Source organism: Owenweeksia hongkongensis DSM 17368, assembly GCF_000236705.1.
GTDB lineage: Bacteria > Bacteroidota > Bacteroidia > Flavobacteriales > Schleiferiaceae > Owenweeksia > Owenweeksia hongkongensis.
The window spans coordinates 387,342-408,639 of sequence record NC_016599.1 but is presented as its reverse complement, the minus strand read 5'-3'; the positions used below and the strand labels follow the sequence as shown (position 1 = coordinate 408,639).

At 41.3% G+C, this 21,298-nt stretch carries 20 protein-coding genes; 13 read left to right on the top strand and 7 right to left on the bottom strand.

Translation table 11 applies throughout. The features are described from left to right. The first annotated feature begins 1 nt into the window (after nt 1). Nucleotides 2-523 carry a hypothetical protein gene (locus OWEHO_RS01905; protein WP_014200764.1) on the top strand — a complete coding sequence of 174 codons (522 nt, stop codon included), beginning with the start codon at nt 2-4 and terminating at the stop codon, nt 521-523. Between the two features lie 177 nt (nt 524-700). Here the strand turns inward: OWEHO_RS01905 and OWEHO_RS18445 are convergent, their stop codons facing one another. Further along, nucleotides 701-856: a hypothetical protein gene (locus OWEHO_RS18445; RefSeq protein ID WP_169312752.1), complete on the bottom strand. Its 156-nt coding sequence runs from the start codon at nt 854-856 to the stop codon at nt 701-703. A gap of 31 nt (nt 857-887) precedes the next feature. On the opposite strand from OWEHO_RS18445, the gene OWEHO_RS01895 reads away from it, so the two are divergent. The 4 genes from OWEHO_RS01895 to rplS all read left to right on the top strand — a co-directional run bounded on the left by OWEHO_RS01895 (nt 888) and on the right by rplS (nt 3,406). Beyond that, entirely contained in the window at nt 888-1,589 is a 702-nt protein-coding gene (locus OWEHO_RS01895; protein WP_169312751.1) for an alpha/beta hydrolase, read from the top strand. Between the two features lie 31 nt (nt 1,590-1,620). Continuing rightward, nucleotides 1,621-2,124 (top strand): peptide-methionine (R)-S-oxide reductase MsrB, encoded by a 504-nt coding sequence (gene msrB, locus OWEHO_RS01890; protein WP_014200762.1) that lies wholly within the window; start codon nt 1,621-1,623, stop codon nt 2,122-2,124. Nucleotides 2,125-2,243: 119 nt separating this feature from the next. Continuing rightward, the gene (trmD, locus tag OWEHO_RS01885) at nt 2,244-2,921 is read left to right on the top strand and encodes a tRNA (guanosine(37)-N1)-methyltransferase TrmD (RefSeq protein ID WP_014200761.1); all 678 of its coding nucleotides are present in this window, start codon (nt 2,244-2,246) and stop codon (nt 2,919-2,921) included. 137 nt (nt 2,922-3,058) lie between these two features. Next, the gene (gene rplS, locus OWEHO_RS01880) at nt 3,059-3,406 is read left to right on the top strand and encodes a 50S ribosomal protein L19 (protein ID WP_014200760.1); all 348 of its coding nucleotides are present in this window, start codon (nt 3,059-3,061) and stop codon (nt 3,404-3,406) included. A gap of 433 nt (nt 3,407-3,839) precedes the next feature. Here rplS and OWEHO_RS01870 read toward each other — a convergent pair whose 3' ends face one another. From OWEHO_RS01870 to OWEHO_RS01845, 6 genes are all read right to left on the bottom strand, one after another. After that, the gene (locus OWEHO_RS01870) at nt 3,840-5,801 is read right to left on the bottom strand and encodes an OmpA family protein (RefSeq protein ID WP_014200759.1); all 1,962 of its coding nucleotides are present in this window, start codon (nt 5,799-5,801) and stop codon (nt 3,840-3,842) included. 71 nt (nt 5,802-5,872) lie between these two features. Further along, a complete protein-coding gene (locus tag OWEHO_RS01865; protein WP_014200758.1) occupies nt 5,873-6,808 on the bottom strand; it encodes an ankyrin repeat domain-containing protein in 936 nt (311 codons plus the stop codon). 45 nt (nt 6,809-6,853) lie between these two features. Continuing rightward, complete coding sequence (locus tag OWEHO_RS01860; RefSeq protein WP_014200757.1) at nt 6,854-9,685, bottom strand: AsmA family protein; 2,832 nt, start codon at nt 9,683-9,685, stop codon at nt 6,854-6,856. 29 nt (nt 9,686-9,714) lie between these two features. Then, a complete protein-coding gene (locus OWEHO_RS01855) occupies nt 9,715-11,151 on the bottom strand; it encodes a dicarboxylate/amino acid:cation symporter (RefSeq protein WP_014200756.1) in 1,437 nt (478 codons plus the stop codon). Nucleotides 11,152-11,175: 24 nt separating this feature from the next. Further along, nucleotides 11,176-12,237: a chorismate synthase gene (aroC, locus tag OWEHO_RS01850; RefSeq protein WP_014200755.1), complete on the bottom strand. Its 1,062-nt coding sequence runs from the start codon at nt 12,235-12,237 to the stop codon at nt 11,176-11,178. A 125-nt stretch (nt 12,238-12,362) separates the two neighbouring features. Continuing rightward, nucleotides 12,363-12,881, bottom strand: coding sequence for an NADPH-dependent FMN reductase (locus OWEHO_RS01845; protein WP_014200754.1), 519 nt, complete (start codon nt 12,879-12,881; stop codon nt 12,363-12,365). Between the two features lie 181 nt (nt 12,882-13,062). Between OWEHO_RS01845 and OWEHO_RS01840 the strand changes: the two genes are divergently transcribed. The 8 genes from OWEHO_RS01840 (at nt 13,063) to OWEHO_RS01805 (ending at nt 21,283) form a co-directional block, all read left to right on the top strand. Then, on the top strand, nt 13,063-13,845 hold the full coding sequence (locus OWEHO_RS01840) for a ParA family protein (RefSeq protein ID WP_014200753.1): 783 nt from the start codon (nt 13,063-13,065) through the stop codon (nt 13,843-13,845). Between the two features lie 66 nt (nt 13,846-13,911). Then, nucleotides 13,912-14,811 carry a ParB/RepB/Spo0J family partition protein gene (locus OWEHO_RS01835; protein ID WP_014200752.1) on the top strand — a complete coding sequence of 300 codons (900 nt, stop codon included), beginning with the start codon at nt 13,912-13,914 and terminating at the stop codon, nt 14,809-14,811. Continuing rightward, nucleotides 14,808-15,470, top strand: a complete 663-nt coding sequence (locus OWEHO_RS01830; protein ID WP_014200751.1) for a DUF5683 domain-containing protein — start codon at nt 14,808-14,810, stop codon at nt 15,468-15,470. Before OWEHO_RS01835 ends, OWEHO_RS01830 begins: the two co-directional genes overlap by 4 nt. After that, complete coding sequence (dapB, locus tag OWEHO_RS01825; protein WP_014200750.1) at nt 15,467-16,174, top strand: 4-hydroxy-tetrahydrodipicolinate reductase; 708 nt, start codon at nt 15,467-15,469, stop codon at nt 16,172-16,174. Before OWEHO_RS01830 ends, dapB begins: the two co-directional genes overlap by 4 nt. 15 nt (nt 16,175-16,189) lie before the next feature. Next, nucleotides 16,190-17,842: a signal peptidase I gene (lepB, locus tag OWEHO_RS01820; RefSeq protein ID WP_014200749.1), complete on the top strand. Its 1,653-nt coding sequence runs from the start codon at nt 16,190-16,192 to the stop codon at nt 17,840-17,842. Next, the gene (locus OWEHO_RS01815) at nt 17,842-18,438 is read left to right on the top strand and encodes a WbqC family protein (RefSeq protein ID WP_014200748.1); all 597 of its coding nucleotides are present in this window, start codon (nt 17,842-17,844) and stop codon (nt 18,436-18,438) included. The genes lepB and OWEHO_RS01815 overlap by 1 nt, the downstream gene beginning before the upstream one ends. A gap of 32 nt (nt 18,439-18,470) precedes the next feature. Beyond that, the gene (locus OWEHO_RS01810; RefSeq protein WP_014200747.1) at nt 18,471-19,529 is read left to right on the top strand and encodes a hypothetical protein; all 1,059 of its coding nucleotides are present in this window, start codon (nt 18,471-18,473) and stop codon (nt 19,527-19,529) included. Nucleotides 19,530-19,648: 119 nt separating this feature from the next. After that, nucleotides 19,649-21,283, top strand: coding sequence for an acyl-CoA carboxylase subunit beta (locus OWEHO_RS01805; protein WP_014200746.1), 1,635 nt, complete (start codon nt 19,649-19,651; stop codon nt 21,281-21,283). Nucleotides 21,284-21,298: the final 15 nt, after the last annotated feature.

The following is a 21,298-nucleotide window of genomic DNA, read 5'->3' as shown; positions in this document are numbered from 1 at the left end:
TATGGCAATAATTATAGACACAAATTGCATTGCTAATGTTTTTTCAAAAAAATCGGACAACCATGAAAATTTTGAACCCGTTTTGAATTGGATTCTTCATGGAAAGGGTTTAATGATTTATGGAGGCACAAAGTACAAACAAGAACTTTCGAAAACCTCCAAATATTTACCAATCATCAGGCTATTAAAAGAAGTTGGAAAAGCTGTTGAAGGGTGTAAAGAAGATATTGATAAATATCAAAAAAAAATCGAGGATCTAAGAGATAATAAAGATTTTGACGACCCCCACTTGCCCGCAATAGCTATAGTAACTAGGTGTAAGCTTGTTTGCTCTGAAGATACTCGGTCAATTGCTTATGTTCAAAATGGCAAATACTATCCAAAAGGTTTTTCCACACCTGTTTATTATACTTCAATTAAAAATAAAAACCTTTTGACCGATAAGTATATTGACAATTCCTTAAAACCATTGTGTAAGCTAAATAAAAGCATGAGTGAGACTGTTTCAAAACTGCTTAAATAATATACCCGTTCGTTTAGAGCTGCCATACGAGTGCATTCGCAAACCTTTGCCCCTTCCCACCTTATTCGTTTATATTCCAATTCTTTGCATACTTTAAACTGCCAATTACCAACTCTCCTCCCTCCCAATCCTTTCATAGAAAAACCAAATCTGACAACCTTATTATGCGTGCATAGTTTACTTTTGTACAAAATCATTTGTCATCAAAAATTCAAAGTCTACCAACGCCCCAAAGAGTTTTAAACTTCCGGGATATATTACCGGAACCATGTCTGCGCTCAGTGCTGTTTCCACACCGCTAGCCACTAAGCTTGCGCTAAATCTATTCTTCACACCTATCAAGTTTCCTATCCCCACAAGGGAAATGCCCGTAAGAGAAAGTGCAACTGAACACATCATGCACACTGGCAAAAGTGAATTTTCATTATTTGAATGGAAAAACGATGGTCCAAAAGTTCTTTTGGTGCACGGCTGGGGCGGACGAGCCACTCAGTTTTTTAGAATTATAGAAGAGCTTCACAAAAAGGGCTATCACGTATTTTCTATTGAAGCACCGGCCCATGGTACTTCAAAGCAAAGGAAAACGCACATGCTCGAATTTGTAGATTGCGTGGAAACGGTACAAGATAAATTTGGCCAGTTTGACTTCGCTATAGGCCACTCCCTTGGCGGGATGGCAATATTTAACAGTCTGTTAAGAAACCTATCTCCACATAAAATCGTAGTTATTGGTACTCCGGTAAGCATACGCAGTGTGGTAAATGATTTTTGCGAAAAAGTAAAGGCCACACCCAAAGTAGCGAATCGGATAATCGAAAACATCGAAAACCGATACTCTATGAAAGTGGAAGACGCTTCTACGGACGACCTGGCCTCAAGGTTTGATCCGCAAGGAATGATTATTCATGATACTGATGATCAAGACATAAGTGTGGAACAAGCTAAGCAGCTGGCCGCAAAATGGCCTAACGCCCAATTAGTTATTACCCAAGGTTTGGGACACCGAAAAGTACTGATGGATCAAAAAGTGATTGATAGCATTATAGGTTTCTTGCCGCTCAACTAGATTGGCGCGGCTTTTGTAAATAATATTAATAATGAACCCTATGAAGAATTTACTGTTAATAACAATGAGTCTATTTTTGGCTTGGGGCTGCAATGCTCAAACCAAAACAGAAATCGAAGACATGACGGAATACAAAGTTCAAAAAACGGACGAGCAATGGCGTAAAGAGCTTACGCCCGAGCAATACAGAGTGTTGCGCGAAAAAGGAACTGAACGCCCTGGAACGGGAGAATACAATCTTCACTTTGAAGATGGCATTTATAAATGTGCAGCCTGTGATACACCGCTATTTGAAAGCGAATCAAAGTTTGATGCACATTGCGGGTGGCCAAGTTTTGACAAGGCTATCAGCGAAAATAGTGTGGTGGAAAAGAAAGACTATTCCTTTGGAATGGTAAGAACCGAAATACTTTGCGGAACCTGCGGAGGACATTTAGGTCACGTATTTGACGATGGCCCCACCGAAACAGGCATGCGTTACTGTATAAACTCGGCCTCTTTAGGTTTTAAAAAAGAAGGCGAGTCAGAAAAATAATAGTTGTTAAGTGAGGTTAACAATGAATCCCGGAGCCCTGAATTAATTTTTGGGGCTCCTTTTTTATGCCTACCCCTCTCGCTTTACTTTGTTAAGTTTGCACAAAATTATTCTCATAGATGCGCATCGACATCATTACCCTTTTGCCCAAATTACTTGAAAGCCCTTTTGCTGACTCTATTTTAAAGAGAGCCATTGAAAAAGGATTGGTTGAAGTACATATTCATGATCTAAGGAAATACGGAAAGGGAAAGCATAAAAAATTGGATGATTATCAATTTGGCGGTGGCGCTGGTTTGGTAATGATGTGCGAACCGCTTTTTGAATCTATTGAAGACCTTAAAGCTGAGCGTGAATATGATGAAATCATTTACATGACTCCTGATGGCGAAGTTTTCAATCAGCCTATGGCCAATACACTTTCGCTAAAGGGGAATATCATGATCCTTTGTGGACACTATAAAGGAATAGACCAACGTGTGCGCGATGAGCTGATTACCAAAGAAATTTCTATCGGTGATTTTGTGATGAGTGGTGGTGAGCTTGGAGCAGCAGTAGTTAGTGATGCTATTATCCGTTTAATACCCGGTGTGCTTAATGACGAGTCTTCTGCCCTGACCGATTCTTTTCAGGATGGACTTTTGGCTCCACCCGTGTACACTCGCCCAGCTGATTTTAGAGGATTGAAAGTTCCCGAGATACTCACTTCAGGAAACTTTCCGGCAATAGATGACTGGAGGCATGAGCAAGCCATGGAGCGTACTCGCCTACGCAGGCCAGATTTATTAGAAGATTAGTTTCTCCAATTAATTGTTTTGTATTAATATTGCAGCCTGTTTACCACCTCTTACAAAAATGTGATAAGCAACTGATATTCAACCTCTGGCAAAAATTGTGAATGTTGGCTTTCAGCAAACTATAAATTATCCTTAAGATGGATTTATTAAAATTTGTACAAGAAGAGTACATTGAAAGAAAAGAATTCCCAAAATTTGGTGCTGGTGATACTATCACTGTGTATTACAAAATTGTGGAAGGTGCAAAAGAGCGTGTTCAGTTTTTCCGTGGTGTAGTATTACAGCGCAGAGGTTCTGGAGCTACTGAAACTTTTACCATTCGTAAGATTTCAGGAAACATCGGTGTAGAAAGAATTTTCCCAGTGAATCTTCCTACCATCGAAAAAATTGAGATGAACAAGAAAGCTAAAGTTCGCAGAGCCCGTATCTTCTACCAAAGAGAACGTACAGGTAAAGCTGCAAGAATTAAAGAAAGGAGAATGTAAGGTTCACTTTCGTATAACACTAAAGCCGCCCCGAAGTATTAATTTTCGGAGCGGCTTTTTTTATGCAGTAAATGAACGGAAGACCAACAACTATGAGAGGTTTCAAAATCTTGAAGGCTCAGAAGCGTAACAGCTTATCGATAAAATTATTTGCCCAAAATGGCAGTCGTTATCTGGTAATGATAACGAGATACTTTCTAGGCTTCCCGCTAAAGCGGAGGTATTTAACCTTTGAAGACCTGGGACAAGCAGAAGGCTACTATCAAAAGGTAGTGTATGCCAAGGGGATTTGATGCTGGGATCAGGTAACTATTCTGACTAAAACAAATATGTCACATTTTGCTTTACGCAAAGCGCCACACCCCACCATAGCACAAAAGTGCTATGCCACCCCTCTCCTAAGAGAGGGGAATGCTAAGCGATAATATGCATACTATTTGGAGGTAATCACAAAAACAGTACGTCTGTTTTTCGCGCGGCCCTCTTCAGTATTATTGGGCGCAATGGGACGGGTTTCACCATATCCGTGGAAAGACACACGGCTGGCGTCAATTCCATGATTCAAAACATAATCATACACCGTTTTTGAACGGTTATGCGACAGCGTTTGGTTTGCCGAAGGATTACCAACATTATCGGTGTGCCCTTGAATGTCCGCTTTAAGCTCTGGGTTGTCTTTTAAGAAAATAATAAACTCATCAATTACACTTTCAGCTGCTACATCTAGCTCATAAGAGTTTGACTCAAAGTTGATATCGTTCAACTTATACTCCTTTCCAATTTCCAAAGTTGCTACTACCAGGGGGGCATCTACAACCTGACTTCCTTTAAGTTCTTTACTCGAAACGTATTTTGAACTAAAAGCTGCTCCTTTCTTTTTTACAGTTATAATCACGTCCTGGTCTGGCTTAGCAGAAACCACACGAGCGTAAGTTCCTGTTTGCTCATCCACCCTCACCTTAGTGATTTCTTTGGTCTTAAGGTTTTTAACCTCTACCGTTGCATCCTTGATAGGTTCATCATATTCATCTACCAAAGTTCCTGTTATCAGGCTTACCTCTTCAGGGCGCGCCTTTTCCGGCAATGAAAACTCAAAAACATCCCAACCTCCTTGTGCACGGTACTTTGTGGAAGCAAAATATCCAGTCTGTCCATCCAGACTTACAAAAAGTCCTAAATCATCCTCCTTTGTGTTTATAGGGTAACCAATATTCATAGGCTCATCCCACAGAGAATCATTCGATGCTTTGGAATAATAAATATCAAAAGCGCCCATACCTTCAAGGCCATCAGATGAAAAGTAAAGCGTTTTGCTATCACTATGAAGGAAAGGCGTTTTTTCGTTTTTACGCGTATTCACTGGCGCGCCAACATTTTTTGGAGCACTCCAACCCTCACCTACCTTGCGCGTGCAGTAATACAAGTCAAGACCACCAAGTCCTCCTTCTCTATTGCTGGTAAAAAAAAGCACATCACCATTGGCCGAAACCGTAGGTTGACTCTCCCAGCTATCGCGATTATTAATATGATCACCTACGGACTTTGGAGTGGTCCAACCACCGTAACCATCACGCTCAGAAAAATAGACATCACAGTTTATATAGCCCTTCAAATCCTGGCAAACGGTAAAATATATTTCTGAATTATCAGCTGAAATACTTGGCCCACCTTCGTTAAAGCTCGTGTTAAAGGGAGGTGGCATAGCTGCCCCAATTTCAAAGTCTCCATTGGTACCATTTCGCTCTGCCATGCAAAACTCTTCTACCATGCGCACTTTTGCCGCTGGGCCATCCATGCGGTTTACTTTCTTGGTCTTTCTGGTAAAAAACATCTTTTGCTGATCCGGAGAAATACTTGCCAAATACTCGTCCTCCTGGGTTGAGATTCGCTGCACCACGGTTGGGTTAAAAGCCACCGGATTGCTCAATAGTTCATCCATAAGCTGTGCTTCTTTAAGAGCGCTTTTCACTTCTTTATCATAACCTCTATCTCGCTCAGGATCTGATAAAAATGATTCAAACATTTCAATAGCTTCTGGCCGTTTTCCATTTTCCATTAAGATTACACCCACAAAGTATTTTACTTCAGCCTTATAGTTTGGGCACACTTCCAAAAGCTTTAACCATAAAGGTTCTGCTTTATCAATCTGACGTTGTTTGATATAAAAATCACCAAGTAAATACAATGCATCTGCATATTCAGGATCTAAAGAAACCGCCTTTTTTAAATAGCGCTCGGTCTCTCGGTAATTTTTTGCTTTCCAGTTTTTCAATGCCTTTGGCAATTGACTAGCAGCAATTTCCTCTACCTCTTGATCACACTCCCCCAACTCGGGCTGTGCATAGGTGCTGTAACCTATAAGTATTGAAATTGTAAAAACGAGTAGGTTTTTCATTGTTATGTTTAAATATCTTTTCAGTATTAACGAGAAGAAGATATGCTATTTACAAGTTACTTCAGTTCTATTCAATCATCTAAAGAACAATCAACAACGCCAGGAATTTGACCGTCAAAGTTTGCCTTTATGTAACTGCTATCTTTAATGTTATTAATTTCAAAACCATATTTCTGAATGACGATGTCATTAACTAGAGTTAAAGCATAAGTATCCACAAAACCACGTTCTCTATAAAAAGGCAGTATTGATGTTGACCAAGAACGAAATCTATTTGCGTCAATATCACGCAAGGCTTCTTCACTAATATTGTTTAAAATACGGGAGGCAACTTCTTTGTAATACATCTCTTTCTCCAAATCCCTATCCTCTTTTCCAAGTTTAAAAATCATGTTAACTCCCTCGGAGTTTAACACTTTAGAGTCTGCCTTTGCCACCATATGTCGATTCCCGTATTTCACTCCAACAAGTCTTAGAAAGGCCTCAAGGCAGTTCTGAGATTGATTTATACCATCACTTACTTCCGACTTCAACAAATAATCGAGACCGTTAGAGTCCATCAAATCCCACAACTCCAAGGCCTTATTTGCTGCATCAAAATTTCCTAACTCAACCACATCTCTAATAGTTTCAATGAGATCAAATAAAACGGGATGATGATTTTTTCGGAATTGAGAACTGTCTATGTAATTCACATCAGCGCCTCGTTTAACAAGCAACTTTGCAACCGAAAAATTATAGAATCGAATTGAAAGCATCAGAGAAGAAAATCCATCGATACCTTTTGATAACCCTGACACCACTTCGTTGGCTAATTCAGGGTAATTATCAAGAGAACTTGAAATCTCATTCAAATGGTCAAATTCTTCATTCTTTATCATACCGAAGAATTCCCGCTTTTTTGCGATTGTCAACTTTCCGTTTGGCCTTTCAACTTTTGGTTGTTCAATTGAACCAGAAGATTTTGCTGTTTCAACTTTCTTAAATATAGTTTTCCAAAAATTCATACTTCTCCAAGAATCAATACCACTTCTTCCGAAATCGCTATAACATCAATTACCTCCCTCAATCTTGGCTTCCTCCCTCGCGTTTTTCACTAATTCTTCTTTTTGCTTCTTGGCTTCATTCAGCAATGAATTAGCTTGCTTGTTAGCTTCATCCTCTACTTTTTTAGCAGCTTCATTGGCTTTCTTCTCTATTTCATCGCCAGCCTTATCTGCTGCTAATTTTTTAAGAGGATTACCTTTTCCTTCATCACGGGCTTTTTGAGCGTTCTTCTTTCCTTCAGCTCTTATATTATCAGCTTGCTTCTTAGCTATAGCTTTAAGTTTATCCCCAGCCTCTTGCGCTTTAGCTATTAATTCATCACCTTTTTTCTCAGCCTCGTCAATCAACTTTTGCGCTTCAGCATTAGCTTTATCAATAGCTTCTTTTTTCACTTCTTCTACCTTTTCTTTGGCTTGATCCTTCAGGTTATCAATTACATTCCCGGCAAGGTTGCCCAAATCGGTAGTTACTTTTGGATCTTGCACCGTACCGCCAATTAGCACTTTCAGATCTAGCTTGCCGCCAGAAGTTGCTCCAAATTGCTCAAGTAAAGCATTGGCCTTTATCCCCGAAGTTGGAATTTTCATATCCATGGTATAATCCAGTGTTTGATCCAAACCATTGCTACCACTCACCTTTGCAGTAACGTCACCAGCTTTAATATCAAAAGGATCAACGCTTACACGGCCATCCTGAATCTTGTAGCTGAGGTTTACATTTCCCAAATCCAAAGTAGATAGCTTATCATTCTTTAGCATGTCCGCAAGCTTTTTCATGGCTTCAGGCGAAGTAGTCATATTATTAGCTACCAACTTACCAGCAGCAGTCACAGTTGCTAAATCCGGGCTCATATCAGGGTTTAGCTTTGATGCAAAATTCAGCTCTGTACCATAAGTTCCCGTTGTATTTTCCATAATAGGCGCCATTTTTTGAACGGTAATGAATTTTTCAAAACTTTCCTTAAAGCTGAAGTTTTTGATATTCATTTTAAAGTCTACCTCTGGAGCTGCAGGTTTACTATCGTAAACACCATCCAGCTGCATCCCTCCGCCCAGCATTTCCATATTCACGTTTGTCATCGAAGCTGCGCCTTCCTTCAAGGCAATTGTTCCATTCACACGCTCTATTTCCAGATTGTCATAAATCACCTTTTGCAAGCTTGCCGTAAGCGTAGCATCCACATTTTGCGGCAAGCGAATAACTTCCAAAGCACTTTCAGCATCGGTAGTTTCAGTGGTTGTTTCCTCTGCTCCTTCTTCACTTGGGCCAGAAAGCTCATTCAAATCCAATAGGTTAGAAGTAATATTGAAATTGGCTTTCAAGGTTTGATCTTCCAAAGCGTAGCCCAAAAGGTTGTCAATACGACCATTGGCCGCTATATCAGACTTCCCTATTTTAGAATCAAAGGCTTTGAGATCTACATATTGCGGACTAAAGGCCATTTCCATTTTGCTCAATGCCACATCATAAGGAAGGCTATCACTTCTCAGAGTCATTCCTTCAATCAAAAGATTTCCCTCGGCTTTTACGTTTTCGTAGCGCTCATTATCAATGTCCGACATACGCGTAGCCAAATCCAAATCAGCTTTTACACGGCCACTATAATCAAAACCTGAAGCAGGAACCACTTTGGCAACATTAGCCAGGTCAAAATCCGTTTTTACAAACATGGCAATTTGCGGATCTGACATTGGTGTTTTTAAGTTCAAACTTGCGTTAATAGGACTTCCGGCTACCACAGCACTGGCGGTAGGCACGTCTATCACCATGCCGTCAAGATCAGATGTTTTGTTGAAGATGTGCGCTTTTACATTTATACCATCCACCCCTGCCGGCAAATCAGGATAACGGAAAGTTGCATTGTTGATGTTGAAAACCAAATCAAAAGTTGGGTAGGTTTCAGGGTCATCGCTGTATTTTCCTTTGGCCATTCCTTTTAGGTTAAAATCACCCGTTGTTTTTACACTGGCAAAATCTTCGGCATACACCGCAGGAATTAGCGAAAGCACACTTTTGAAATTATTATCAGGAGCTTCAAACGAAAGATCCATATCAATATCGTCTTCCGGCATCAATACCCAACCGTCAAATTTTAAAGCTAGGTCATTAAGGGCAACCTTGTTTTCCTGAAAAGTAATTTTGAAAGCCTCCTGATCAAACGCCACATTAATGTCAGCATCCACCTTTGTTTTGCTCAAATAAGCAACACCTTCATAATCAAAGGTCAAAGCATCAATAGTGGTTTTGGTAGTAAGATTTACCACTACTTCCGTAAAATCACCAGAGCCTGTATGGTTTAGGTTTTTGATATGAACAGCCATCGCACCAGGGCGATCATCATAAATAAGGTTGAAGTTTTCCAACTCATACCCTTTCAGATTCAGCTTAAAGCTGGAAGACTCTTCAGTAGTTTCTTCTACTTCCTCCTCTTCTTCTTCGCTGGCTTTCACAATATCATAGTTTGCAGCACCACTGGTATCTACCACCACATGCACCGTAGCGTCTTTTATCTGAATACCTTCAATTTCGTACGTGTTTCCAGAAATCACACTGTATAGATTCAGATCTACATTAAAGCTTCCGATCTCTGCCAAACGTGTTCCTTCAAAAATCCCTTTACCATCCACTGTGGTTTCTTCCAGCGTAAGCGCAAAATTGGGGAAGGATCGAAATAGACTGATGTTAATGTCTTTGAAATCTACGGTAGCCGTGAGATTCTTGTTCATCTCCTCCTTGGCCCTCGCTATTATTTCATCTTTAAAAACAATAGGAAGGATAATGGCCGCAGCCACCACCAGTAAAATCAGGGTTCCGAGTACTTGAAATAGTCTTTTCATTTTGTATGGAAAATTTTATTTGTCCTTAATTACGGCTCAAAGGTTCTTTCGGTTTCGCGTGCTTTATCATAATGCAACAATCCTTCACCTTTGGCGATTACGGATGAAACAGTTGCATCACCTGTAACGTTCACAACGGTGCGACACATATCCAAAATTCTATCAACAGGCAAAATAATTCCGATCCAGGCTGGATTTAAACCAACACTTTGGAGCACGATAATCAGCATAACCAATCCAGCACTGGGCACAGCAGCCGAACCGATAGAAGCCAAGCTTGCGGTAAGCACTATGGTAAGTTGCTGCGCAAACGTCAAATCAATCATGTGGAGCTGTGCTAAGAAAACCACGGCCACCGCTTGATACAAGCTCGTTCCGTCCATATTTACTGTAGCTCCAATAGGCAATACAAAACCAGTTACCTTTTTATCCACACCAAGATTATCCTCTACACATTCCATCGTTACCGGCAAAGTAGCCGCGCTCGAAGAAGTAGAAAAAGCCAAAGTTTGCGCAGGACTTATACTTTTAAAGAATCCTGTATAAGAAATCACACGTACAAACAGTTTTAAAATCAAAGGATAAATGGCAAAGATCATTAGCATCAAACCAAGGAATACAGTTAAAGAATACCAGCTTAGTCCTTTAAAAATCTCTAAAACCTTACCTACATCATCACCAGCCATTTTACTCACAACCCCAGCCAATAAAGCAAATACGAAGAATGGTGCAGCTTGCATCACAATGTCAACCATCTTCAGGAATATCTCCATGGTGCCATCTACAAACGCCTTTACAGGATTTGATTTTTCATTGGGAATCAAAAGGAGGCTTATCCCAAAAAATATGGCGAAGAATATTACTTTAAGCATAGAGCCATTGTCTCCCAAACTGCTAAAAATATTTTGAGGAACTAAGTCAACAAGTGGCTGTAAAGGCCCTGCCTCTTTGGCTTGATTGGCGGTAGCCATTTTTTCTTCTACTGTAGCATCTTTCAAGTCAGCTTTTGAAAGTTCCGTTATTTCCAAGGCTCTATCCCTATAAGTTGGGTCTTGCAAGTAATTTACACCATCCTTCACCTCTATTCCTTCCGAAGCCGCCCAAAGCTCATAACTGATTCTATTGTCAATTCGGCTCTGCTCATCAACCAGTTTTCCTGGATTAATCACATTTACCAACAGCAAACCCAATCCCACGGCCAAAAGAGTTGTAGCAAAATAAAAGCCCAAGGTTTTTGCCCCCATGCGCCCCAAACTTTTAGGGTCACCCAAACCGGCAACTCCGCTGATAATGGAGAAAAGCACCAGTGGTACCGCGATTAATTTTAGAAGATTGATAAAAATGGTTCCGAATGGCGCAATCCAATCAATGGTAAATTGACTCCACCCCATCTGGCTTGAAACTATGGCCCAAATCACCCCTAATACCAATCCAATAATAATCTTCCAGTGTAGTGCTAACTTCATCTATACTTTGCTTTGTTCGCGTTTTTATTTGTTCAATTTTGCCAATAGGTAATGATCCGCCAATACCAGTGCAGCCATGGCTTCCACAATGGGTACAGCTCGCGGAACCACGCATGGATCGTGTCTTCCCTTGCCTTTTACGATTACCTCTTCGCCTTTTTCGTTTACAGATTGCTGATCGCGCATGATTGTGGCCACAGGCTTAAAAGCAACCTTAAAATAAATATCCTCGCCATTGCTAATTCCGCCCTGTATACCGCCCGAAAAGTTGCTTGCAGTGCCTCCTTCGGCTTCAAAATTATCGTTGTGCTCGCTGCCCTTCATTCGGCTTCCAGCAAAACCGCTTCCGTACTCAAAACCTTTAACAGCATTGATGCTTAGCATGGCTTTGCCCAAATCAGCATGAAGTCTGTCAAATACAGGCTCACCCCAACCGACCGGAACACCTTTGATAACGCAGCTTACCACGCCACCTATCGTATCTCCCTCCTTGCGCGTTTTATCTATCAACTCTATCATTTCGGCCGCTTTCGCGGAATGTGGACATCGCACGATATTCGAATCCGTCTCCGAAAGATTAAGCTTTGAGTAGTCATCCTCAATTGAAATTTCCCCCACCGCACAAACATAGGCCTGAATAGTCACACCTTTTAACAATTGACGCGCAATAGCTCCACCAACCACGCGGCTAGCCGTTTCACGAGCGGAGGAACGTCCACCACCTCGGTAATCGCGAAGCCCATACTTCTGTTGATAGGTATAATCAGCATGTGAAGGGCGAAACACATCTTTTATGTGATCGTAATCCTTGCTTTTGGCATTGCTGTTTGGAATGGTAAAACCAATTGGAGCACCCGTGGTCTTTCCTTCAAAGATTCCAGAAAGCAACTTCACCTCGTCCGATTCCTTTCTTTGCGTTGTTATTTTAGACTGCCCCGGCTTTCTTCTATCTAGTTGATTTTGAATTTCTTCAATATCCAAATCTAAACCAGAAGGACAACCATCAATAATACCTCCAATGGCCTCTCCATGAGACTCGCCAAAGGTGGTTAATGTGAATACTTTTCCGAAGGTATTTCCTGCCATAAAAGCAAAGAAAGGAAAAGTTTAATGTAAGTGAATACGCCTGTTGAGAAATAAGGAAAATTAGACACGTTTATGCCTTTCGGGAGTTTGTAAGTCTGAAAGATTTGTGTTTTAAAAGATAAAACTTAAAACCTCAAAAATTCCTCCGCCTGCATTTTCAATACGCCTAAGGTTTCAGTATCGACTACTTCTCCATTATTAATTAAAGTGTTCAACTTGGAGATTGGAATTTTTAGTGAAAACACTTCCACTCGTAAATAATGTAATACATCGGTAAGGTGATCCATCCCACGAAGGTTACCAGCCCTGCCACTGGCCACTCCCACCAGAGCTGCTTTCTTACCTTTCCACGTATGTGGAGGAACAGCATCTAAAAACACCTTTAATATACCTGGATAACTACCATTGTACTCTGGGGCAATAAAAACTAACTTATCTGATCCTGCCACAAATTTTTCGACCACATCATCTAATCCATGTGAGGGTTCACCAAAAGTATTGGTCACCATAAAATTTTCTGGAAGGTCATCCATCTTTAATACACAAACCTCCTCCCCTAAATTTTTAAGGATTTCAACGTATTTGTTAACTACTGCCAAAGTTTGGTTTTGCGGACGGTGTGTGCCACAGATTACGCTTATCATATTCTTGTTAAAAAATTAATCTGAAAAGAATTTGTAAGAGCCGCCAAGCCCCTTTATTATTGTAATTTGGAGCGCGAAAGCTAAGGAAAATCCAATAGCCACTTACCCTTTGATAATGATGTTTTTACGGGTAGGCCTTTGAGGTTTTTTGATAGAATTTTAAACAATAACGAAGACGAAAATGGGAAAAACGGTAGCAGTAGCCAATCAAAAAGGTGGTGTTGGAAAAACCACCACAGCTGTAAATCTTGCGGCAAGTTTAGGCGTTTTAGAAAAGAAAGTTCTACTTATTGATGCCGACCCACAAGCTAACTCCACTTCTGGTTTGGGCTTTGACCCAGATAATATTAGCCTTGGAACGTATCAGGTTTTGGAACATGAAAACAAAGTTTCAGAGGTTATTTTAAAAACAAAGTCGCCAAACGTAGATTTGATGCCTGCGCAAATTGACCTTGTTGCGGTAGAAATTGAATTGGTAGACAAAGACAGACGTGAGCAGATGCTTAAGCGTGCCTTGCTTGAAGTAAAAGATCAGTACGATTATATAATTATTGACTGCGCCCCTTCTCTGGGTCTTATCACTTTGAATGCACTTACTGCAGCTGATTCCGTGATTATACCTATCCAATGCGAGTATTTTGCTTTGGAAGGTTTGGGTAAATTGCTGAATACCATTAAGAGCGTTCAAAATATCCACAACCCTGATTTAGATATTGAAGGACTTCTTTTGACCATGTACGATTCTCGCTTGAGACTTTCCAATCAAGTGGTTGAAGAAGTAAAAACACACTTCCAGAAAATGGTATTCAACACAATTATTCAAAGAAATGTGCGCTTAAGTGAAGCCCCTAGTTATGGCGAAAGCATTATCATGTATGATGCTTCCAGTAATGGCGCGGAGAATTACTTAAATTTGGCGCGCGAATTTTTGGAAAAGAACGAAGCAATAGAAGAAACAGCCTAGTTAAATAGGTTTTCACTGGCACTCTGTTTTCTGATTATTTCCACTTTATAAAACATTTTTATCCTAATGATGGCGGCACCTAAGAGAAAAGCAATGGGACGTGGCCTTTCGGCCTTATTGAAAGACACTGGAGAGGTAAACTCTGCGGCAGATGTGAATGCAGACAAGATTGTGGGCGCAATTGCGGAAATTGAAATTGAAAAAATTCACCCTAATCCTGATCAACCACGTACACAGTTTAGCAAAGAAGCCCTTGAAGAACTGGCTATTTCCATTCGCGAATTAGGAATTATTCAGCCTATTACGGTTCGTAAAAATGGCAACGACAGCTTCACCATTATCAGTGGTGAGCGTAGGTACCGTGCTTCTAAAATTGCAGGTTTAGAAACTTTGCCGGCATACATTCGCCTGGCTGATGACCAAACCATGCTGGAAATGGCTTTGGTAGAAAACATTCAGCGCGAGGAGCTTGACAGTATAGAGATTGCCCTGAGCTATCAACGTCTGATTGATGAGTGCAGCCTTACACAAGAAGCCATGAGCGACCGTGTGGGTAAAAAACGAAGTACCGTTACCAACTACCTTCGTCTTTTAAAATTACAGCCCATCGTGCAAGCTGGTCTTCGTGACAAAATGATAAGCATGGGCCATGCTCGTGCAATTGTGAGCGTTGAAAATGAGGAAGATCAGATGAAAATCTATGAAACCATCATTGCCAAAGATCTTAGCGTTCGTCAAGTGGAAGATGCCGTACGTAAATTGCGTCAGGCTGAAAATGAAACTTCTGGCACAAAAACTGCTACTCCCACCCTGCCTGAAAAATATGTAGAAGTTCAGGAAAACTTATCTGAAAAACTAGAATCGGATGTGAGCCTATCGCGCAGCAAGCGTGGTAAAGGCAAGATTGTAATTCCTTTTAAAAATGATAAGGACTTTGAAAGAATTTTGAGTTTGCTCAATAGTTGAAAACATCGGGAAAATCACATACTATCTTAGGCACACTTTGCCTTACATTATTTTTGCTGTCGGCTAATTTTGCTTCAGCACAGGTAGACAGCACCGCCTCGGATAGTCTTTCCCTTGAAGATATTGCCCCCGAATCTTACACACCCCAAGCCGAAAGAATTTACACCGACTCCATAGTAGGTGGCGAAAAATCAGTTGAGCAAGGAGACCACTCCCCTAGTAAGGCGGCTATGCTGTCTTCTACTTTCCCAGGAATGGGACAGGTGTACAATAAAAAGTATTGGAAAGTACCGATAGTATATGCTGCGATGGGAGCCGCTATTTACGCCATCATTTGGAATCAGGATCAGTACAAAATATACGAAGACGCTTTTTATAGCAGATTGGATAATGACTTAAGCAATGATCAATTTGCCGGTGTATATGACGAGCGGCAATTAATTGAACTACAAAATTTTTACCGTCAGCAGCGGGATCTATCCATCATTTTGGGAGCTGTGGCTTATGGGCTAAATGTGCTGGATGCTTATGTAGATGCTCACCTTTTTTATTATGATGTGAGCGATGACCTTAGCCTGCGCTGGGAACCTACCATAATGAATAACCAAAACTATGGCACACTAGGCTTTGGTTTTGGAGTAACCCTCAGTTTTAAATGAAAGTAGCACTTATAGGATACGGAAAGATGGGCAAAACCATCGAAAGAATATTGCTGGAGCGCAATCACGAAGTGGTAGCCACCTTTGGCCGCGAAGGCATTGATGAAGCTAAACTTAAACAAGCTGATGTAGCCATTGAGTTTACACGCCCTGAGGCCGTATTTGATAATCTTGCCGTATGTTTCAAAAACCAGGTTCCGGTAATAACTGGTACTACTGGCTGGCTAGCCAAATATGACGAAGCCGTAAAACTGTGTGAGGAAAATCAATCAGGATTTTTGTTTGCTTCCAACTTTAGTTTGGGCGTTAACATTTTTTTTGAAATAAATAAGCAATTAGCACGTATTATGAATGCCTACGGCAATTATGACGTGCAAATGCAAGAAATTCATCACACTCAAAAACTAGATGCTCCAAGCGGAACAGCAATCACTTTGGCTGAGCAGGTAATAGAAAACCTAAACAGAAAGGAAGGCTGGACTTTGGATGAGTCTCACGGAAAGGAACAAATACATATTGATGCTTTACGTGAAGAACATGTTCCGGGAACCCATAGCATTACTTATACTTCTGATATTGATGATATCGAAATAACCCACACTGCCAAAAGCCGCGATGGCTTTGCTTTGGGTGCCGTACTTGCTGCCGAATTTATGAGTGGCAAAACCGGTGTATACCAAATGAAAGACGTACTAAACTTATAAAACCTCACTTCGGATATGAACTTGCTTATCCTCTTCCTTGCCATTGAAATCTTTAGTGGCATTGTTACATTTAACTTTTACAAACAAGCTGGCCGCCAATCGTGGGAAGCTTTTGTGCCGATTTATCGCACCGTAATAATGCTCAAAATAATTGAGCGCCCTTGGTGGTGGACTATCCTCTGCTACCTACCTGTGGTGGGAAATGTGATGGCCGTTGTGGTTATTTTTGAAATCCTTCATGTTTTCAATTTCCGTAAGCTATACCACACCATTCTGGCAGTTATCACTTTCGGACTTTATTTAGGATACCTAAATTTTACACAAAAACTGGAATATGTAGGTCGCGATATTCAGGATATGCGCAGGTATGTAAGTGAGCTTGTAGCCTCTTTGATTTTTGCCATAGTTGCCGCCACCGTTATCCGTGCCTATACTTTTGAAGCTTTCACCATCCCCACTCCTTCTATGGAGAAATCACTGATGGTGGGTGATTTTCTTTTTGTGAGTAAGATTCATTACGGGTCACGCCCTCCTCTTACTCCGCTTTCATTGCCTTTGGTACACAATAAGGTTCCCTTTACCACCTTAGATTCTTACTTTGACTGGCCTCAACTTCCTTACTGGAGATTTCCAAAGCTTACGGAGGTAGAGCGTTACGATCCTGTGGTTTTTAATTACCCTGCTGAAGACATTCGCCCTATTAATATGGAAGGCAAGGTTCGCCCTATTGATAAACGTGAGCACTATGTAAAGCGCTGCGTTGCCATTCCTGGTGATACTTTAAGAATTATAGATGGATTTGTAAATACCAATGGTGAATCTGAATCAATGCCTGATCGTGCCAATCCACAGTTCAGCTATTTTGTGCAAACCAATGGTGTAGATTTTAATCCTAAGATTTTAAAGGAGCGTTTTGATATCAATTATGTTACTCCTCGTCAGCAGCAAGCTACTGGCGAATATGGTGCTGTAACACGAATTGATAACAACAGTCTGTACATCATCAATATTCCTAACGAAGCACTGGAAGGATTCAAGCAATTACCAAATATTGTTAGCGTTACGCAAATTGTGGGAAAACAAAGCATGAATGAATACCCTGCTGACACCCCGCCAATGCTGACAAGGTTGTACGAACAGTACAACACCTTTGGTCCTAATCAAGATATTTTCCCAAATCCTAAAAACGGAGATAGCTTGGTGTATAATTGGTCGCGTGACAATTATGGACCGCTATATATGCCCAAAGAAGGTGATAAGATTGAGCTGAATTATGACACCTACTTGAAATATTCAAGAGCCATTACAGCGTATGAAGGAAATACTTTGGAGCGCAAGGGTGATCAGTTTATCCTTAATGGAGAAGTGGCCACCGAGTACACCTTTAAGCAGGGTTATTATTGGATGATGGGTGATAACCGTCATGCTTCTGATGATAGCCGCTACTGGGGATTTGTACCTGAAGACCACATTGTAGGTAAGCCTGTATTCATTTGGATGAGCTACGACAAGTTTGCCGAAGGAATCAAGAAGATTCGTTTTGACCGTGTGTTTACTACAGTAAATGGAGAAGGCAAAAGATTTTCGTACTTCATACCATTCTTAATAGTGGTGGCGGGTATTTATGGTTTTAACACGTATCGCAAACGCAAAAAAGCCAAAGCCTAATGACCGCGCATTTTAGCACGGCCTACCTCCCTCCCATATCGTATTTCAAAGCGCTGTTGCAATTTGATAGCATAGAGCTGGAAGCCTATGAAAGTTGGCAAAAGCAGAGCTACCGTAACAGGACTTACATTTATGGTCCACATGGCGCCATGATGCTCAATATTCCTATTAAGAATAATGAGCACAAGGCTTTGATGGGAACGGTGGAGATTAGCTATGAAACGGCTTGGCAAAACACACATTGGCAAGCCATTAAAACCGCTTACGGCTCTGCTCCCTTTTTTGAAGTTCTTGGGCCTGACCTGGAAGCGTTTTATAAAAGGCCAACCAACCGATTGATGGATTGGAATACTCAGCTCCTGAATCTCATCCTGGATTGGCTTCAAATTTCACCAAAAATTACATTCAGCGAAAGCTGGCAAACTGAAGTACAGAAAGACTTTAGGGAAGCTTTTCATCCCAAAAGAAAAGATGATAATATCTTTGCTCCTTACTCTCAGGTTTTTAGTGATGAACATGGGTTTATCGAAAACCTTTCGGTGCTGGATTTATTATTTAACGAAGGCCCAGCCGCCTTTGACTACTTACAAACCTGAATTTGTATTTTCGCCATACTCTAAGCAGATCTATGAAAAAATCGTTCGCCTTTTTGCTCCTCGCACTACTCACTTTTACTACTCAAGCACAATTGGATTGTAGCCGTCAATTAGACTGCCGCATTATCGCAAAATCAGGTATGCGCCTGCGTGCAACGCCTTCGCTTAAAGCAAAAGTAGTAACCAGCGTCCCTTATGACAGCATGGTGGTAGCTTGCCAGGAAACTTTTGGTGAGATGACCTATGAGGAAATGACAGGCTTTTGGCGTAAGGTGGAATTCCGCGGAAAATCGGGGTTTATGTTTGACGGCTTTTTGGAAATAATTGCTGTAAGAAACCCTACCTGGAATGCAGAACCTGACACCACTGTGATGGAAGAACCTAAGGAAGAAGAAAAACCTTTGGCTACCACCACTAAGTCTTCCAAGTACAGTTTGATGACCGAAACCTACAATTACTGTGGTGATGCCAATAAAATTGATGCTGGCCTGATTTGGTACGGCTTTTACCCTCCTGATGCAAGCAAGGGGCAAAACTACGTGAGCGTAAAAGAAGTGGAAGTAAATGTGGTGCTTAGCAAAACCAAGGTGGGCAAAGGTTTGGAGTTTGACGTAGAAACAAATGATGAAAACCGCAGCATCTTTTTGATAGGTTTAAATAGAAAGCTTGAGGCAGAAGGGATGCACATAAAAGATAACAGCGAACAGCTGAGATATGGCGGTCGTAAAGTTTTCCCCGGGCAAGAATTAGTGCTTGGCCAAAATGAAAAACCTATTAAACTATCGGCTACTGGAAATGTAGAAAGTAGCGGCCCCTGCCCTGAATTGACCAATTACAAACTTAGCCTTAAAGGCGAAAAATACTTTTTGCCCGTAGAGCAAAATATTACAGAAGAACTAGTACACAACGGACAATGCGGAATGCCCGAAATATACTGGTATGGCGATTTTACAGGAGATGGCGTTCCAGAGATCATTTTTGTTTCTGTGTATAAAGAGAAAAATCATTTTACCCTTTTCATCAGCGATCCTCATCAGGATAATGCGATAGTGCGCAAAGAAGCGGAATGGGTAATTGATAAATGTTATTGAAGAGGTTAAATGTTGAAAGTTATAGGTTATATGTTTGGTGCACGGAAACGGCACACTTTACACTTAGTCCTTTTAACTTTTAACCTATAACCTACAACAACCTATTTATAAAACTTACAATGGCACAAGACCTGGAATTCAACAAGAACGAAGACAAACTGAAACTAATGGTTTCAGATATAAAGCAAAAACTTGAGAAAATTCACCTTGGTGGTGGCGAAAAGCGAATCGAGAAGCACAAGGCAAAAGGTAAAATGACCGCGCGTGAGCGCGTGGCTTATTTGCTGGATAAAAACCGTCCACAGATTGAGATTGGTGCTTTTGCCGGATATGATATGTATGCCGAGCATGGCGGCTGCCCCGGTGGTGGCGTAGTGGTAGTGATGGGTTATGTAAAAGGACGCATTTGCCTGGTGGTAGCCAATGATGCCACAGTAAAAGCGGGAGCCTGGTTCCCCATTACAGGTAAGAAAAACCTACGTGCTCAGGAGATCGCGATGGAAAACAAAATTCCTATTATTTATCTGGTAGATAGCGCTGGTGTGTATTTGCCAATGCAGGATGAAATCTTCCCGGATAAGGAACATTTCGGACGTATTTTCCGCAATAATGCCATTATGAGCTCTATGGGTATTACCCAGATTTCGGCCATTATGGGAAGCTGCGTGGCCGGTGGTGCCTACCTCCCTATTATGAGTGATGAAGCACTTATCGTAAATAAAACAGGAAGCATTTTCCTTGCTGGTTCGTACCTGGTAAAAGCCGCTATTGGCGAAAATATTGACAATGAAACTTTGGGTGGAGCTACTACCCATTGTGAAATTTCGGGTGTGACGGATTATAAAAGCGAGGATGACCCTGATGCTTTGAGAACCATCCAAACTATAATGGATAAGATTGGTGAATCTAACAAAGCAGGATTTAGCCGTACTGAGCCTGCCAAACCCGCCAAAGACGAAAAAGAAATTTACGGACTGCTACCGGTAGACCGCACCAAGCAGTATGATATGAAAGCAATCATAGAGCGCTTGGTAGACAATAGCGAATTTGAAGAATACAAGGAAGGTTACGGAAAAACCATAGTTACCGGATACGCCCGCATTGACGGCTGGGCTGTAGGTATAGTGGCCAACAACCGCGAAATGATAAAAACCAAAACTGGCGAAATGCAGTTTGGCGGTGTGATTTACTCTGACAGTGCCGACAAGGCTTCACGCTTTATTGCCAACTGTAACCAAAAGAAAATCCCACTGGTATTCCTTCAGGATGTATCAGGATTTATGGTAGGATCGCGCAGCGAGCATGGTGGTATCATTAAAGATGGCGCCAAGATGGTGAGTACCATGGCAAACTCGGTGGTACCTAAGTTTACCATCATTATTGGAAACAGCTACGGTGCCGGAAACTACGCCATGTGTGGAAAAGCCTATGACCCACGCCTTATTGTGGCCTGGCCTACTGCTAACCTTGCAGTAATGGGTGGAGCGCAAGCCGCCAAAGTATTGCTACAAATAGAAACCGCCAGCCTAAAAGCCAAAGGCGAAGAAATTACTCCTGAGGTAGAAAAGGAACTTTTAGACCGCATTACGGCTAGCTACGAAAAGCAAACTAAGCCGGAGTACGCTGCTGCACGACTTTGGACCGATGCCATTATCGATCCACTGCAAACCCGCACCTGGATTAGTATGGGAATTGAAGCCGCGAATCAGGCTCCTATTGAAAAGGCTTATAACCCTGGGGTGATACAGGCGTAATGACGATGTATTTCA

What these genes read in the sequence shown, in the direction of transcription:
- OWEHO_RS01905 (WP_014200764.1), top strand. Translation starts at nt 2, where the DNA reads ATGGCAATAATTATAGACACAAATTGCATTGCTAATGTTTTTTCAAAA.
- OWEHO_RS01895 (WP_169312751.1), top strand. Translation starts at nt 888, where the DNA reads ATGCCCGTAAGAGAAAGTGCAACTGAACACATCATGCACACTGGCAAA.
- msrB (WP_014200762.1), top strand. Translation starts at nt 1,621, where the DNA reads ATGAACCCTATGAAGAATTTACTGTTAATAACAATGAGTCTATTTTTG.
- trmD (WP_014200761.1), top strand. Translation starts at nt 2,244, where the DNA reads ATGCGCATCGACATCATTACCCTTTTGCCCAAATTACTTGAAAGCCCT.
- rplS (WP_014200760.1), top strand. Translation starts at nt 3,059, where the DNA reads ATGGATTTATTAAAATTTGTACAAGAAGAGTACATTGAAAGAAAAGAA.
- OWEHO_RS01870 (WP_014200759.1), bottom strand. Translation starts at nt 5,801, where the DNA reads ATGAAAAACCTACTCGTTTTTACAATTTCAATACTTATAGGTTACAGC.
- OWEHO_RS01865 (WP_014200758.1), bottom strand. Translation starts at nt 6,808, where the DNA reads ATGAATTTTTGGAAAACTATATTTAAGAAAGTTGAAACAGCAAAATCT.
- OWEHO_RS01860 (WP_014200757.1), bottom strand. Translation starts at nt 9,685, where the DNA reads ATGAAAAGACTATTTCAAGTACTCGGAACCCTGATTTTACTGGTGGTG.
- OWEHO_RS01855 (WP_014200756.1), bottom strand. Translation starts at nt 11,151, where the DNA reads ATGAAGTTAGCACTACACTGGAAGATTATTATTGGATTGGTATTAGGG.
- aroC (WP_014200755.1), bottom strand. Translation starts at nt 12,237, where the DNA reads ATGGCAGGAAATACCTTCGGAAAAGTATTCACATTAACCACCTTTGGC.
- OWEHO_RS01845 (WP_014200754.1), bottom strand. Translation starts at nt 12,881, where the DNA reads ATGATAAGCGTAATCTGTGGCACACACCGTCCGCAAAACCAAACTTTG.
- OWEHO_RS01840 (WP_014200753.1), top strand. Translation starts at nt 13,063, where the DNA reads ATGGGAAAAACGGTAGCAGTAGCCAATCAAAAAGGTGGTGTTGGAAAA.
- OWEHO_RS01835 (WP_014200752.1), top strand. Translation starts at nt 13,912, where the DNA reads ATGATGGCGGCACCTAAGAGAAAAGCAATGGGACGTGGCCTTTCGGCC.
- dapB (WP_014200750.1), top strand. Translation starts at nt 15,467, where the DNA reads ATGAAAGTAGCACTTATAGGATACGGAAAGATGGGCAAAACCATCGAA.
- lepB (WP_014200749.1), top strand. Translation starts at nt 16,190, where the DNA reads ATGAACTTGCTTATCCTCTTCCTTGCCATTGAAATCTTTAGTGGCATT.
- OWEHO_RS01815 (WP_014200748.1), top strand. Translation starts at nt 17,842, where the DNA reads ATGACCGCGCATTTTAGCACGGCCTACCTCCCTCCCATATCGTATTTC.
- OWEHO_RS01810 (WP_014200747.1), top strand. Translation starts at nt 18,471, where the DNA reads ATGAAAAAATCGTTCGCCTTTTTGCTCCTCGCACTACTCACTTTTACT.
- OWEHO_RS01805 (WP_014200746.1), top strand. Translation starts at nt 19,649, where the DNA reads ATGGCACAAGACCTGGAATTCAACAAGAACGAAGACAAACTGAAACTA.